Source organism: Gordonia sihwensis NBRC 108236, assembly GCF_000333035.1.
Lineage (GTDB): Bacteria > Actinomycetota > Actinomycetes > Mycobacteriales > Mycobacteriaceae > Gordonia > Gordonia sihwensis.
In genome coordinates this window covers 81,372-95,465 of sequence record NZ_BANU01000016.1, presented here as the reverse complement: position 1 = coordinate 95,465, position 14,094 = coordinate 81,372, and the positions used below count along the sequence as shown (strand labels likewise).

The 14,094-nt window shown below is 67.9% G+C and carries 12 protein-coding genes; 3 read left to right on the top strand and 9 right to left on the bottom strand.

What is annotated here, in order from left to right:
- The first annotated feature begins 41 nt into the window (after positions 1 to 41).
- Complete coding sequence (locus tag GSI01S_RS11640; RefSeq protein WP_006896759.1) at positions 42 to 803, top strand: hypothetical protein; 762 nt, start codon at positions 42 to 44, stop codon at positions 801 to 803.
- On the opposite strand, the gene GSI01S_RS11635 is transcribed toward GSI01S_RS11640, so the two are convergent.
- The 5 genes from GSI01S_RS11635 to sigM form a co-directional block, all read right to left on the bottom strand.
- Positions 758 to 1,909 carry an N-acetylmuramoyl-L-alanine amidase gene (locus tag GSI01S_RS11635; RefSeq protein ID WP_006896758.1) on the bottom strand — a complete coding sequence of 384 codons (1,152 nt, stop codon included), beginning with the start codon at positions 1,907 to 1,909 and terminating at the stop codon, positions 758 to 760. The genes GSI01S_RS11640 and GSI01S_RS11635 overlap by 46 nt on opposite strands.
- A 163-nt stretch (positions 1,910 to 2,072) precedes the next feature.
- On the bottom strand, positions 2,073 to 2,408 hold the full coding sequence (gene trxA / locus GSI01S_RS11630; RefSeq protein ID WP_006896757.1) for a thioredoxin: 336 nt from the start codon (positions 2,406 to 2,408) through the stop codon (positions 2,073 to 2,075).
- Between the two features lie 48 nt (positions 2,409 to 2,456).
- Positions 2,457 to 3,401 carry a thioredoxin-disulfide reductase gene (gene trxB / locus GSI01S_RS11625; RefSeq protein ID WP_006896756.1) on the bottom strand — a complete coding sequence of 315 codons (945 nt, stop codon included), beginning with the start codon at positions 3,399 to 3,401 and terminating at the stop codon, positions 2,457 to 2,459.
- A 154-nt stretch (positions 3,402 to 3,555) separates the two neighbouring features.
- On the bottom strand, positions 3,556 to 3,831 hold the full coding sequence (locus tag GSI01S_RS11620) for an RsmA family anti-sigma factor (RefSeq protein WP_101841504.1): 276 nt from the start codon (positions 3,829 to 3,831) through the stop codon (positions 3,556 to 3,558).
- Between the two features lie 105 nt (positions 3,832 to 3,936).
- Positions 3,937 to 4,500 (bottom strand): RNA polymerase sigma factor SigM, encoded by a 564-nt coding sequence (gene sigM / locus GSI01S_RS11615; protein WP_006896754.1) that lies wholly within the window; start codon positions 4,498 to 4,500, stop codon positions 3,937 to 3,939.
- A 179-nt stretch (positions 4,501 to 4,679) separates the two neighbouring features.
- Here sigM and GSI01S_RS11610 point away from each other — a divergent pair, with 179 nt between their 5' ends.
- Entirely contained in the window at positions 4,680 to 5,000 is a 321-nt protein-coding gene (locus tag GSI01S_RS11610; protein ID WP_006896753.1) for a hypothetical protein, read from the top strand.
- Positions 5,001 to 5,027: 27 nt separating this feature from the next.
- On the opposite strand, the gene GSI01S_RS11605 is transcribed toward GSI01S_RS11610, so the two are convergent.
- Positions 5,028 to 5,717, bottom strand: a complete 690-nt coding sequence (locus tag GSI01S_RS11605) for a TetR/AcrR family transcriptional regulator (protein WP_006896752.1) — start codon at positions 5,715 to 5,717, stop codon at positions 5,028 to 5,030.
- A gap of 121 nt (positions 5,718 to 5,838) precedes the next feature.
- Between GSI01S_RS11605 and GSI01S_RS11600 the strand changes: the two genes are divergently transcribed.
- Positions 5,839 to 6,726, top strand: a complete 888-nt coding sequence (locus GSI01S_RS11600; RefSeq protein WP_006896751.1) for a sterol desaturase family protein — start codon at positions 5,839 to 5,841, stop codon at positions 6,724 to 6,726.
- Between the two features lie 4 nt (positions 6,727 to 6,730).
- On the opposite strand, the gene murJ is transcribed toward GSI01S_RS11600, so the two are convergent.
- The 3 genes from murJ to GSI01S_RS11585 are packed head-to-tail and all read right to left on the bottom strand — an operon-like array spanning position 6,731 to position 14,092.
- On the bottom strand, positions 6,731 to 10,381 hold the full coding sequence (murJ, locus tag GSI01S_RS11595) for a murein biosynthesis integral membrane protein MurJ (protein ID WP_006896750.1): 3,651 nt from the start codon (positions 10,379 to 10,381) through the stop codon (positions 6,731 to 6,733).
- The gene (locus GSI01S_RS11590; RefSeq protein ID WP_174302290.1) at positions 10,378 to 13,008 is read right to left on the bottom strand and encodes a DUF6049 family protein; all 2,631 of its coding nucleotides are present in this window, start codon (positions 13,006 to 13,008) and stop codon (positions 10,378 to 10,380) included. The genes murJ and GSI01S_RS11590 overlap by 4 nt, the downstream gene beginning before the upstream one ends.
- Complete coding sequence (locus GSI01S_RS11585; protein ID WP_006896748.1) at positions 12,998 to 14,092, bottom strand: NUDIX hydrolase; 1,095 nt, start codon at positions 14,090 to 14,092, stop codon at positions 12,998 to 13,000. The genes GSI01S_RS11590 and GSI01S_RS11585 overlap by 11 nt, the downstream gene beginning before the upstream one ends.
- Positions 14,093 to 14,094: the final 2 nt, after the last annotated feature.

Below are 14,094 nucleotides of genomic sequence, written 5' to 3'. Positions count from 1 at the left end.
CCTTGACGATCTTCCGCCGCGAGAAGGAGGAGACCGCAGCGATGGGTTTGTCTGTGGTGCCACTGGAGCTCGAAGACTTCGAGACTCTGCCGCTGCATTCCCGTCGTTGCGTCTTCTGGGAGGTCGATCGGACCGGTGGGTCGCCCGCGATCGACACGGTGATCACCGGAGGTGATAAGCGCACGGACTCCGCCGGACCCGAGAGTGAGTTCGACAAAGAGGCTTGGCTGTCGGGACTGCTGCTGGAATGGGGTGTGTGCTGTCAGGTCGCTGTGGAACCCACGACCGGACGAGTCGTCGGTGCCGCCTTCTACTCCCCGCCGGGACGGGTGCCCCGCGCGCAGCACTTCCCCACCGCCCCGGTCGGTGCGGATGCCGTTCTACTCACTACGATTCGCATGGAACCGGGCTTCGAGAGCGAGTCGACGGCACTGCTCGACGCCGTCGTGGCCGACCTCGTCCGGCGCGGAGTGCGCGCGGTGGAGGCGTTCGGTTTCAGCGGCGACGACGAGTCCCTCGCGATGGATCTGGTGACGTTGCTTCTCGGCAGCGGCCTGGCCGCTGACGTGTGCCGCCGGTGCATTCTGCCGACCCGACTGCTGACGGACTTCGGGTTCGAGGTGGTCGCCGACGACCCGTACCTGCCGCGTCTGAGGCTCGAACTCGACGAGGGCCTGGGTTGGAAGAGCCAGGTGGAGCGTGCGCTCCGGAAACTGGTGGAGACCCCGCCGGCGGAAATGCTGGCGGACCCGATCAGTCAGCCGGTGACCTGTTCTGCCGCAAGCAGTTCGGCGAACGTGTAAGTTCCGGTCGGCCGGTCGTTCTCACCGAGCAGGTACAGCCGCTTGACTGCGACCAGGACGGCTTCGGCGATGGTGTCGCGGATGGCGGGGTCGCTCAGCTGCGCGGCGTCGTGAGGATTGGTGATGTAGCCGGCTTCGATCACGATGACCGGCATCCGCGTGGAGCGCAGGATGTTCCAGGTCCGTGGGTGGCTGCGGCAGTCGAGGAAGCCGGTGCGTGCCACGATCTCCCGCTGGATGTACCCGGCGAGATTGCGCCCGATCGTGGAGTAGGAACCGTGCGTGTTGCCGAAGTAGAACGTCGCGAGCCCGCTGGCCTTCTCGTTCGGGTAATGGCCGGTTCGCAACGAGATCATCAGGTCGACATCGGCGAGATTGGCCACCCGCACACGGTCGTCGTCGGTCGGGGTCGTCTTCGCGTCATGCGACAGGAATGTCTCCATACCCGCGGCGGACATCCGGCCCTCGAGACGGGCCGCCAGATCCCAGAGCAGGGTGTTCTCGTTCCCGATGGGGCTCTCGTCGCCGGGATCGATCAGAATTCGCTTACCGGTGAGCTGCGGACCGGACTTGCGAACGTGCTCCTCCTCGCGGATCGCGTGCGGCGAGCCGCCGGTGACGCGGGTGCCGAGACGTTCCAGTGATCGCAGCGTCGCGGGCCCGCAGATGCCGTCGGACGAGAGACCGTACTCGGTCTGGTACAGGCAGACGGCGTGGTGCGTCACCTCGCTGAAGATTCCATCCACCAGTCCGTGGTAGTAGCCGAGATTCTGCAGGCGCGACTGGAGCGTGGCGACGTCGTCGCCCGTCATCGGCGCGGAGAGCCGGTAGAGCAGAATGCGGGCGCCCAGACGGTACGAGGCTTCGCGCAGGGCGGTGTAGGTGGCGTATCCGACGATCCCGTCGACGATCAGTCCGCGTTCCTGCTGGAAGGCGCGCACCGCACGGTCGCAGGCCTTGTCGAAGACCGCCTCGGGCGGCGACCAGGGGCCCTGCGTGGTGGACGGCGGGGTGGGTGCAGCGTCGGGCAGTAATCCACGGGTGGCCAGAATGGCCCTGATCTCGGCTACCGCAGAACCGTGGTCCCCCAGACGCAACACCTGCATACGTACTTCCCACTCTCTCGATACCGCCGACCCGGACCGAGGCATTGCTGATCCGAGACTCGCACCATTCTCTCAGCCAGCGCCGGGCGCGACAAATGATCGCGCCGTTCTGTGACGATCGGCCCACGGCCCGGGTGCGGGCGTGGGCCGATCGGCAGCGATGTCAGGCGAGGACGTCGGACAGTTCGCGAAGCAGAGCCGCCTTGGGCTTGGCGCCCATGATGGTCTTGACCGGCTTACCGCCGGAGAAGAGCATGAGCGTGGGAATGCTCATGATCTGGTACTCGCGGGCGACGTTCGGGTTCTGGTCGACGTCGACCTTCGCGACGGTCAGCTTGTCGCTGTTGTCGCGGGCGATCTCCTCGAGCACCGGAGCCACCATTTTGCAGGGGCCGCACCAGGTGGCCCAGAAGTCGACGAGGACGGGCTTGGACCCGGAGGCCTCGATCACGTCGCCGGCGAAGGTCGCGTCGGTGACTGCAACGGTGTTCTCAGACATTCTTCCTCCTGAATGGTCGTCGGCTCGGATGGCCGGCGTGAGGTTCGGTCAGGCGTGGGCCTGGTCGGCGAGCCATCGTTCGGCGTCGATAGCGGCCGAACAGCCGCTGCCGGCGGCGGTGATCGCCTGTCGGTAGGTGTGGTCGACGAGATCGCCGCAAGCGAAGACGCCGGGAAGGTTGGTGTACGTGGTGCGGCCGACGACCTTGACGTAACCGTCGTCGTCGAGCTGGACCTGTCCCTTGACGAGATCGCTTCGCGGATCGTGACCGATCGCGACGAACATTCCCGTCGCGTCGAGCGTCCGGACCTCTCCGGTCTCGGTGTCGGTGAGCTCCAGTTCGGTGACGGTGTTCTCGCCCTTGACCGCCGAGACGGTCGCATTGGTGATGAATCGGATCTTCTCGTTCTCGCGAGCGCGTTCGAGCATGATCTTCGAGGCGCGGAACTCGTCGCGGCGGTGGATCAGCGTGACCGACTTCGCGAACTTGGTCAGGAAGGTCGCTTCCTCCATCGCTGAGTCGCCGCCACCGACCACCGCGATGTCCTGGTCCCGGAAGAAGAAGCCGTCGCAGGTGGCGCATGCGGAGACACCGCGGCCGAGCAGTTCCTGCTCGCCCGGGACGTTCAGATAACGTGCCGCCGCCCCCATCGCGAGGATGACGCTGCGGGCCCGGTGGACTTCGCCGGCGACCTCGACCTCTTTGATCTCGCCCTCGAGCCGCAGGGCGTCGACCTCCTCCATGCGCAGGTCGGCTCCGAAGCGGAGCGCCTGCTCGCGCATCTCGTCCATCAGTTCGGGACCCTGGATCCCCTTCTGGAAGCCGGGGAAGTTCTCGACCTCGGTCGTCGTCATGAGGGCGCCGCCGAAGGAGATGCCCTCGAAGACCAACGGCGACAGTTCGGCCCGGGCAGCGTAGATCGCCGCCGTGTAGCCGGCAGGCCCCGACCCGACGATGATCACGTCATGGATCTGGTTCTGGTTGTCGCTCATCAATCCTCCGTTGTCGCGTAGTCCGCTCGGTGCGGCCTGCATCGTGCGATGACGCCGGGCAGACGCATCAGTCAACACCAGAGTATGGCGCGATGTTCCCGCGTGTGCGTTCCGGTGCGGCGCACCTCACCGAGGAGCCGTTCGGCGCGACGGTTCAGCCACCGGTGAGTCGGTCGATCACGGAATCGAGACGGGCCGCGATCGCATCGGGCATCGGCGCCGCCGACTGCCCGCGTTCTCGCAGCTCCGTCTGCACGCGATCGAGCGCGGCGAGCACTTGAGCGGCGTGCGGATCGGCGGCGAGCCGACTCCGGACGTGTGCGGCGACTTCGGGCTCGAGTGCGTCCGCGTGCAGATCCGCCAGCAGCTCCGTCGAGTACGGCGGCTCAGGCGCGGGGCGGCCCGCCCGGTGCTTCGCTGAAGGAACCATGATCTTTGAGAATCGCCTATCGTCCGTCGTCGCCATCCACACTACTTAGACGCACGTGCCGACGAATCGGTTCCGGCGATGATCTCCGGTGAGTCGGCCGGAGCCCTAACAGTCATCGTCCAGATACTCGAGAACCATCGCGAGCTTGGCCCGGCCGCGGGAGCAGCGGCTCTTGACCGTCCCGCAGGCCACCGACAGGATCGCCGCGGCGTCGCGGATCGAGTATCCGTGATAGTCGACGAGAATGACGGCGTCCCGCTGGTCGGGCGGCAGTACGTCGAGAGCTCGGCCGATCGACAGTCCGACGTCGATCCCGACCGTGTAGTCGCGTTCGTCGGCGAGCAGTGCCGACTCGAACTCGATGAGGGGCATGGTCTCGTGACAGCGGATGCGGCGCAGGCGGTCGAGGCAGGAGTTCACGACGATCTTGTGCAACCAGCTCGACACTGATGCGTCGGCTCGGTAGGAGGTGGCCGTGCGGTAGATGGAGATCCACGCGTCCTGCATCGCGTCCGCGGCGTCGTCCTCATTGCCTGTGGTGCGTAAGGCGATGGCCCAGAGATGATTCCGGTGCCGTTCGTACAGTTCGCGGAACGCTCCGGCGTCGCCCCCGATGTGTGCGCGAAGCAAGTGCGCATCGGTCTTCTGATCGATGATCCCCCGAGTCATGCGACGACACTAAGCGCGAAACAGTGCCGGATTCGAGCTTTTCCTCACTTTGTGGATGGTTGTTGGCGAACCTGTGGACGAATCGCGCGGTGAAGCCGACTTATGCACATCAGAGTGTGTTCTCGAGGCTCTGTCCGCCTCGGTGCCGTTGTCGCCGCCGCTCTTACTAGGCTGGTCTCATGAGCGACGACAAGCCCTTGGCCGCTTGGCGGGCCGCCCGATCGATGGGCCGGATGGCCGTTCCCGGTGAGCTGGCGCTGACCAAGACGCACGTCGTCTTCGAGCCGAAGTCGAAGCGAGCCGCCGGCGCGCGCTTCTCGGTCGCGCTGAAGTTCGTGGCAGCCGTCGGGTCGGCGCCGGGAACCGGCAGGCTGCTCTCCGGCGGCAAGGCCGATCGTCTGTGTCTCACCCTCGGTGACGGTTCGGAGTGGTTGTTCGTGATCGCGGAACTGGACGACGCGTGCACACGGATCCGTGAGCGTCTCACGGCGAACCGCTGACCGTCGCCCGGTGCGACGGCGGCCGGCTCAGCCGAAGATCTTGTCGTAGGTGGCGACGAACATCTCGGTGACCACATCGTGGACCGAGTCCACCTGGAACAGATCGGGGCCGGCCTGCTCGTTGATCGGGTCGGTCAGTGCCATCTGCCAGTCGACGAGCAACTGCGTGATGGCGCCGACGAGGCCGATGGCCGCGAGCTTCTGCTTCGGAGTGGTCGGCCGTCCGTTGCTCGCGAATCCGGCGATCAGATCGGCCCAGTCGTGAATGGCGCCGAGCCGCAACTTCTCGATCTCGGGTGCCACGCCGACCACCTCGATGAGGATGACCCGCGCCCGCCGCGGATCTTCCACGAGACTGTTGATGAAGCCGCCCAATGCCTCCTCGGCGAGGATCGGGATGACAGCCGCCGGAACCGGTCCGTCGGCCACGCCGGCGCGATCGATGACCTCGGTGGCCGCCGCGATCGTCGCGCTGCGAGCGATGTCGACGCAACGCTGGTACACCGCTGCAAGAAGATTCACTCGGTCGGGAAACGACTCGTAGAAGTACCGCTGCGTCAGACCGGCTTCGTCGCAGATCTTCTTGACCGAGACGTTGACGTATCCCTCGGTGCCGAACAACTCCACACCCGCTTCCACGAGCGCGGATCGTCGTTGTTTCTGTCGCTCCGCGGCGGACACACCCCCGTATGTTCGCCCACCACTGTTTTTGTTCATCGAATCAGATTCTACCGCCGAGGCGATTCGGGCCAGGGGTTGGCACCGCATATCTGACACGGTACTGTGTCAAATAAATCGGACGAGAACAATCCGTCCGTGCGTTCTGGAGGGGTGGAGATTGCTGGACTTCCTGCCCGAACCGATGCGGGAGCCGACGGTGCTCGCGATCCCGTTCTTCGCGGTTCTGCTGCTGTTGGAGACCTACGCCGCGGCCAAGTTGGAGCGGGAGGACGGCGACGGCCGGCCGCCCAAGGGCTCCTATGAGCGCAGGGACGCGCGGACGTCGATCCTGATGGGGCTCGTCTCGATCGGGACGTCGGCCTTCTGGAAGTTCGTCGCTCTGTTCGGGTACAGCGCGCTGTTCGCGTACGTCGCGCCGTGGCATCTGCCGGTCGACGCCTGGTACACCTGGGTGATCGGCTTCATCGCTCTCGACTTCCTCTTCTACTGGGAGCACCGGATCGCCCACCGGGTACGCCTGGTCTGGGCCACTCACCAAGCCCACCACTCCAGCGAGTACTTCAATTTCGCGACGGCGCTCCGGCAGAAGTGGAACAACAGCATGGGTATCATCATGTGGGCGCCCCTCCCCCTGCTCGGCTTCCCGCCCGCGGTGGTCTTCGCCGTGTACTCGCTGAACCTCGTCTATCAGTTCTGGATCCACACCGAGCGGATCGACAAGATGTGGAAACCCTTCGAGTTCGTGATGAACACGCCCTCGCACCACCGAGTGCATCACGGCAGCGATCCGGAATACCTCGACCGCAATTACGGCGGCACCTTCATCGTCTGGGACCGGCTCTTCGGCTCGTTCCAGCCCGAACTCGACCGGCCGCACTACGGGCTCACCAAGCCCGTCGAGACCTACAACATCTGGACCCTGCAGACGCACGAGTACGTGAACATCGCCCGCGACGTCCGCGAGGCCCCGTCTCTGCGCGCCAAGCTCGGCTACGTCTTCGGTCCGCCCGGGTGGGCGCCGGCTCCGGAGAAGGTCTCGTCGTGAGCCGTCAGGAGACGCTGACCTTCGAGATCACGGCCTGGTAGTCGCCGCTCGGCCCCACGGGCAGAGTGGTGAGCCAGACGATGAAGTACGGCGCCGACGCCGGCTCGTCGACCTTGATCGTCGTGGACTTGGAGTCCACGGTTCCGCCGCCGACCTGCGTGGTCTGATCGAGGCTGGTCGGAGACCTCTGGTCCGACGTCCGCAGCTCCACTTGGAAGCCGGGAGTGGTGGTCGTGATCGTCACCGATCGCACGGTGTTGTCGCCGCCGGTGGCGAAGAGCAGCCCCATCCCCGACTTGAGACCGCCGAACTGCGGACTGCCACGGTAGGCGTCGGTCCGCCAGGCCGGCGGGGTGCCGGTGAGCAGGTTCTGGATGTTCGGTGCGGAGTCGGGCGGTTCGCCGGACACGTCCAGGAGCGTCACCGACTTGAGGCTCACCGCCGGAGCCGCGGGAGTGCGAGCGGGTGCCGACGTCGCCGATGCGCTCTCACTCGGCAGGATCGAGTCGATATCGGACTCGGTGTTGCCCGAGCCGCCGAAGACGTTGGTCATCGCGACCACCACGGCGACGATCAGGAAGAGCACGAACAGACCGGCGCCCGCCAGCAGCGCGGTGTTGCGGCGACCCGCCTCACCCTCGCCCAGCAGGCGTTCCTTGCGCGTCCTCGACAGCGGCGCCACGGAGACCGGAGCCTCCCGGGACTCGACGCGCGGGATCATGTCGGTCTTGAGATCGACCACGGTCGCCTGGTCCAGGACGTGCTGGACGGTGGCCGCGGTGCGGATGCCCCGGTCGCCCTCGAGAGCGCGCGAGGCGACGGCCGAGATCTCGAACGGGATCTCGGGCTTCACCGCGCGCGGTGCGATCGGACGCGACGGATGCTCGGGATCGGGCTCGGCGGGCGGAATCCCGCCGACCGGCGCGGAACCCGCTGTCGCGACCGCACCGGTGGCGGCGTCGAGCGGCCAGCGGTTGAGCAGCAGCGCGTACAGGACCGCTCCGAGACCGCGGACGTCGCCGGTCCGGTCGTCACCGGGGATGACCGCCGGGAAGGCGAGGACCGCATCACCGTCGGTGCTGACGCGGATCCGGTCCGGGTGGTCGATCGACAGAGTCGCACCGGTGCGGTGCGCTGCTTCGGCGCCCGCTGCCAGAGCCCGGACCGCGCGCGCGGCACCCATCGCCGACGGCGACGTGGCCGCGACCTCCTTGAGCGAGGAGCCGTGAATCCATTCGGTGACGATCACGCCGCCGGAGGCGCTGCGGACCACGTCGAGCACCCGGGCCACGCCGGCCGAGTGGAGCTGGCCGAGCCGACGGGTGCGATTCAGAATCGCGCGGGGACCGGTGTCGTCGTCGCGGTCGCCCGGCCGGATCGGCGGCGCCTTCTGTTCGGGGTCGACGAACGTGAGGCCGACTTCGCGGTCGAGTCCGGTGTCCTTGGCGCGCCAGAACTCCAGGCCGCGGGTTCCGCCCTCCTTCTCGAGGAGGCGGTAGCGCCCACCGGCGATGGCGGCGCCCGGAACCAGGCGAGGTCCGCGCGGCGGTCCCATGATGCGGGTGGCCTCACTGGACGGACCAGTCGGCGAACCGGCGGCCGGGCCGGTCGGACGGCCGCCCTTGTTGCCGTTCTGGCCCATCGGCGGAACTCCTCGTTGACGTGGTGGCCCGTAGGGCCGAGGTCGAGGACCGGGACCTCCCACAACCGGGAGGACCATGGTCTCGCCCACCGCCCCGCCGGACAACACCGAATACTCCTGCCACGTCGCGGTGCCTCGATCGAACCGGCGACGGACGTCTACTTGACCAGCGTACGGGACCGAATCGTCCGAGGTGATCCGCGGGATCTGGATGGTCATCGTCCGCGAGTCGGAGTCGTCGGCCGACGGTGTGGGTGCAGGGGCGAGTGCCGGAATGAACCGTCCGAGGAGACGCTGCACCGTGTTGCTGATGGTGACCATCTCGGGGATCTTCAGTGCGGTCAGCAGCAGGTAGGTGACGCCCAGGACGATGATCGCGGTGAATCCGAGATAGACCACCGAGCCGATCTTGCCCGCCTGCGTCGACATCTCGTCGAGTCCGGTGAGATCGGCGACGAGCCACACCGCGAGTGCGACGGCGAGCGAGACCCCGATCGCCTGATATGTCGTCCGAGTGACGTCGGAGAGCCGGGTGATGCCGAGGCGCTTGTGCAGCAGCATCTGACCGACGATCGCGCCCACCAGATAGCCCAGACCGTTGGAGAGCGAGAGCCACCGGACGATGAGCTCGGGATCGTCGAAGATCACCGGACCGAGATACGACGACGCGACCTTGACGGCCGTGATCCCGACGACCATGAGGGTCGGGGTCCAGGCGTCCTCGCGCGCATAGAACACACGCAGCTGCACGAGCGTCATCGCGTACGGAATCAACGTGAACGCGCCCCACGACAGCACCGACCCCAGCTGGGACGCGGTATCGGCGTCGAACTTGCCGAAATTGAAGATCGCGATGCCGATGGCCGGGCCGAAGAAGGTCATGAAGGCCACCGTCGGTACCAGCGCGATCATCGTCAGTCGTGTCGCGAGGGACATGTCGTCGATGACGGCGTCGGTGTCGTCGGCGGCCGCGTTGCGCGAGAGGCGCGGCATGATCGCGGTCAGGATGGTGACGCCGAGGACGCCGTAGGGCAGCTGGAGCAGTTGCCAGTGGGTCGCGTACACCGAGATTCCCGACGCGGTGGCGTGGGCGGCGATCCGGTAGGTGATCACGAGCCCGACCTGCAGTACCAGGACGTACGCGACGATCGCGACGGCCATGCCCCCGAACTGCCGCAGCCGGGCGTCGATACCCCACTCGAGCTTCAGGTGGACGCCGACCTTGCGGAGGAAGGGCATCAGGATCGCGGCCTGCATCACCACGCCGAGCGTGGTGCCGATGCCGAGGACGAGCAGTTTCGGCTCCGACATCCGGACCGGGTTCAGCGTCATCTCGCCCGGCATCGCCCAGTACAGCACCAGCGTGGTGATCTGAACGATGTTGTTCAGGACCGGCGCCCACGCACCGGGTTTGAACAGGCCCTTCATGTTCAGAATCGCGATGAACAGCGCCGACAGTCCGTAGAAGAGGATCTCGGGCAGCAGCAGATACGCGAGTGCGGTGGTCAGTGGCCGGTTCACCTGGCCGTCGCCGACGTTCAACAGGGTCAGCAGGGGCGCCGCGACGATCGCGATGAGACTGGCGACGCCGAGCAGCACCAGCGTCAGGGTGAAGATGCGGTTGATGAAGCCTGCGCCGCCGTCGGCGTCCTCGTTCTCGGCGCGCACCAGCACCGGGATGACGATGGCGGTCAGCACCGCGCCGAGGACCACTTCGGCGATCATGCTCGGGAGCACGTAGGCGGCCTGGAAGGCAGACGCGACCGCGCCGCCGAGCATCGCCAGGACCAGGACGGTCCTGATGAATCCGGTGATCCGGCTGATCAGGGTCGCGATGGCGATGGAGCCGCCGGTGCGCATGATGCCGACGTCGGAGTCGTCGGGCTTCACCGCCGGAGCGTCCGCTCCGCCGCCGTTCGCCGCCCCGGGGCTCACCGCCGCCGGCTCAGCCCTGGCGGCGCCCGGCCCGGCGTCGCGCGGATCTCCGGTGCGCTGGTTCGGACGATTGCTCATTCACGCTCCCCGCTGTCCCTCGGCCCACTGTCCCACGGCCCAGAGTCCCCCGCCGCGCGTTCTCCGGGCAACTCGCCGTCGAGTTGCCCCTCCGCGGCCCGTTCCGCCTCAAGTCTGTCCTGATAGCTCAGCGTCGCCTGTTCCAGGTCCTCCTCGTCCGGCTCCGGCCGGTCCTCGTCGGCGGGGTCGGGCTCGCCGCGGAACCGATGCCACAACCGGCGTGCGGTCAGCAGGATCAAGATGACGGCCGCACCGACGGTGATCCAGAACAGCGGCTTGCCGTACGCGTTCGCGTAGATCGAGAGTTCGATGGGCGTGCTCAGCGGCACGTCGCTGGAGGTGACCAGCGAGATGTGCACCGTCGCCGGTTCCGAGCTCGACGCGTGGGTGGGGATCTGGAGTTGCCGGGTTCCGGCGGCCGGGATCTCGACGGTGCCGACGTCGCCCACCTCCAGGGCGCTGGGTGCGTCGATGTCCAGCCGTACCCGGATCGGAAGCGCCAGATCGTTCCGGACCACCAGGAGCAGCGGGCTCCGCTCGGAGGCCAGGGTGTATCGGCCGCTGGGATCGAGCAGGGAGACCGCTTGCTGCATGTTGCCGAGAGTGATGCCCACCGCGGTCAGCCGATCGGTGCGCTGGCCGCGCGCCACCGCGTTATCGGTGGTCGACGCGCTCGACACCGCGCGCAGCAGGTCGTCGCGCAAGGGCGCCAGGTATTCGGCCGGCGTGGTGACGGTCTCGGCGTTTCCGACCAGGGCGGCCTGCATGTGGTCGATACGGTCCAGCCGCTGACGCACCGTCTCGGCGTCGCTCTGCGTGATCGGGTATCCCGCCGCCGCGTCGGGCGAGATGTCGCCGGGCACGTCGAGTTCGGCGGGGGTGGCAGCGGCAGGCAGCTCGTCCACCACGGTCGCGAGCGGCACCGGGCGGGCGGTGCCCGAAGACAGCATGAGCTCGGCGGTGTCGTGCAGTGCCTGTGCGTCCTGCACGGTCGGTGACCAATAGGTCGGCGGCATGATGAACGCCGACCGCCCGGTGGTCGGGAGCCTGGTCGAATCCGCTTCGGCCGACGCGGTGGGCGCCGGAGCGTCGAGCATCGGGAAGGCCAGGGCGGCGGCGGCCGCCTGCCTGCGGCTCACCGCCGACTCGCCCGAGAGGTTCGGCTGCTGCCAGTTGGGAACGATCGCAGGCACCACCGGCGTGAGCCCGGCGCCTCCGATGGCCGCGCTGATCGCGATGTCGTAGCTCTGCAGATGCGTCGCCTGGCTCCGGTAACGGCCGGACGCCGATCCCGAGGTGGGTGCGCGGTCGGCGCCGAGAGGAGTCAGCGACGTGGCTGCGATGGCCGCCGAGGTGACGCCGAGTTCGGACAGCAGATCGCGGCCGGCGTCGGTGAGCGTTCCGGTGGCGGGAATGGTGAGACCGCGCACGGTCTTGACGCCGAGGATCGCATCGACGGTGTCGTACGGATTCAGCACGGCGCGCCGCGCGAGCCCGGCGTCGTTGACGGTGCGGAGGGAGTCGAGGCCGGCCTGTGCGAAAGGCAGTGCGGTGACGCACATTCGGCTCGCGACCTGCGTGAGGCCGCGCAGCCACGACTTGGCCGCCGAGGCGCCCTGCCCGTCGTGGGTGCGGGCCTCGGGGTCTGCCGGATCGTCGGTGACGACGTAGCCGTCGGCCATTCTCGTGACTGTGAGCAGCAGGTCGGGGTCGACGGCGAGACAGGTCGAGTCGCGCACCGGGTCGTCGGGACTCGCCGCCGGTTCGGTGGTTCCGGGGCCGACGGTCGGCGGAGTGTCGGAGGACGCGGTGCCCGCGAGTTGCTCCAGCGCTTGCAACGACATCCCGAGGCGGCCGTCGGGCTGCAGGGAATGGCCCAGGGCGTCGCTCGTGAGCCGCAGCTCCGCGGTGCCGCCGCCGAGGATGCCCGCGGCTTCCTGCGGTGCGGCCGCGAGCGGCCAGATCATCGTGAACGGTGCGGGGCGGGAGGTGTTCGGCGCGATCGATCCGTCCCGGCCGAGCAGTGGAGCGCCGGGCGCACCGGTGGCCGGGTCGACGTAGTTCTGCGCGCGGGTGCGGCTGGCGGGCAGCGACAGCACCGGGAGCAGCGTGCGCGAATCCGCGATCGACACGGTGCCCGCGTCGCGCGGAGTGCCGATCACGTCGACCATCAGCGGATACACCCCGGCCTCGGTGAGATCGAGACCGGTGGGGCCGTTCACGGGGACCGAGATGGTGAAATCGGCCGACTCGCCGGTTCCCAGGGTGCCGGTGACGTGCCGCGAGGTGCTGCTCACCGAGTAGTCGGCCGAGGGTGAGGTCAGTGAGCTGCGCAGCTGGAAGGACTCGGTGAGCGCGTGACCGCGCTGCAGCCGCACGCTGACGTCGCTGATCGGTTTGCCCGCGGTGTTGACCACGCGACCGCGGACAGTCACACGATCGCCGGTGGAACTGGTGACGGTGGTCGGAGTGACCTCGGTCAGTCCGAGTGTGGCGTACGACGAGGTGGAAGCCGAATCAGCGTGCGCCACAGGCACTGCGCCGACGGTCAGGGCCAGCAGGACGGCGACCGCCGACAGCACGAACAGAAGTGACGAACGCCGCGACGGGATTCGGTCAGCTGTCACCGGATGCGGTGCGACGCGGGCGCCGCCGGCGTCGACGAGGTTTCGGCGCCGGCGGCGGCTCGTTGCGTCGCTGGTTGCGTGCGGCTGCGGCTTTCTCATAGTCGTTCGGCTCGGTGCGGAGGCAGCTGGCTTCTGACTGCGCCAACCGGTGTGGGTCGCTCTGCAGATCAGCGATCACCGATTCGGCCATCCGCGCCAGACGTCGCTCGTCAGAGTACGTCAGTCGACGGGGCAGCTCGCTCAACGGGACCCACGCCACGGCGCTGACCTCGTAGTCGGCGTCCGACAGCTCGCCGCCGGTGAATCGCAGGAGGTAGTGATGCACCGTCTTGTGGATGCGGCGACCCTCGCTGACGAACCAGTAGTCGATCTTGCCGAGCGGCGCGACGATGGTGCCTTCGATGCCGGTCTCCTCGGCGACCTCCCGGATCGCGGTCTGCTCAGCCGTCTCGCCGGTCTCGATATGCCCCTTCGGAAGCGACCACATCATGCGCCCGCGCCTGTCGATGCGGCCGATCAGCGCGGCCGACAGCTCTCCGAACGGAGCGTCGATGTCGGAGAGCACCAGGCCGCCGGCCGACGTCTCGCGGACCGTGTGCAGCCGCGGTCCGCCCTCGGCCTCGGGCTTGCGTGCGGTACGGCGCTTGGTGCGGGGCATGGCCGCGGGACTGTTGGACCCGCTGCGGCGCGCCCGGCTGGCGAGATCGGACGGCTTGGTCCGCCCGTCGTCGGCGCTCTGCTGCGACCCTGCCTTCGAAGTGAGGTTCTTCGGCGCCGCGTTCTTGGCGCCGCCGTTGCCCTTCGACCCCGCGTTTCGCGGTCCCGGTTTCGGTTTCGCCGATTCGCCGGACCCCGCTTCGGCCGCAGAGTCCGTGTTCTGCTGCTGCCCGCCTCCGCGTCCGGAACGCCTGCCGCGCCGGCGTCTGCCGCGACGATTGTGCCGGGAACGTCCGGCCTGGGTGCTTCCGCCCGCGGCCTGCGCCGCATTATCCTGAGAGCCGGAGCCGTTCGGCCCGGAGGCACCCTCGGACACCGGAGCGTCGGAATCGACGTCCGGGCGCTGCAGCGAGGGTTCAGCGGACACAC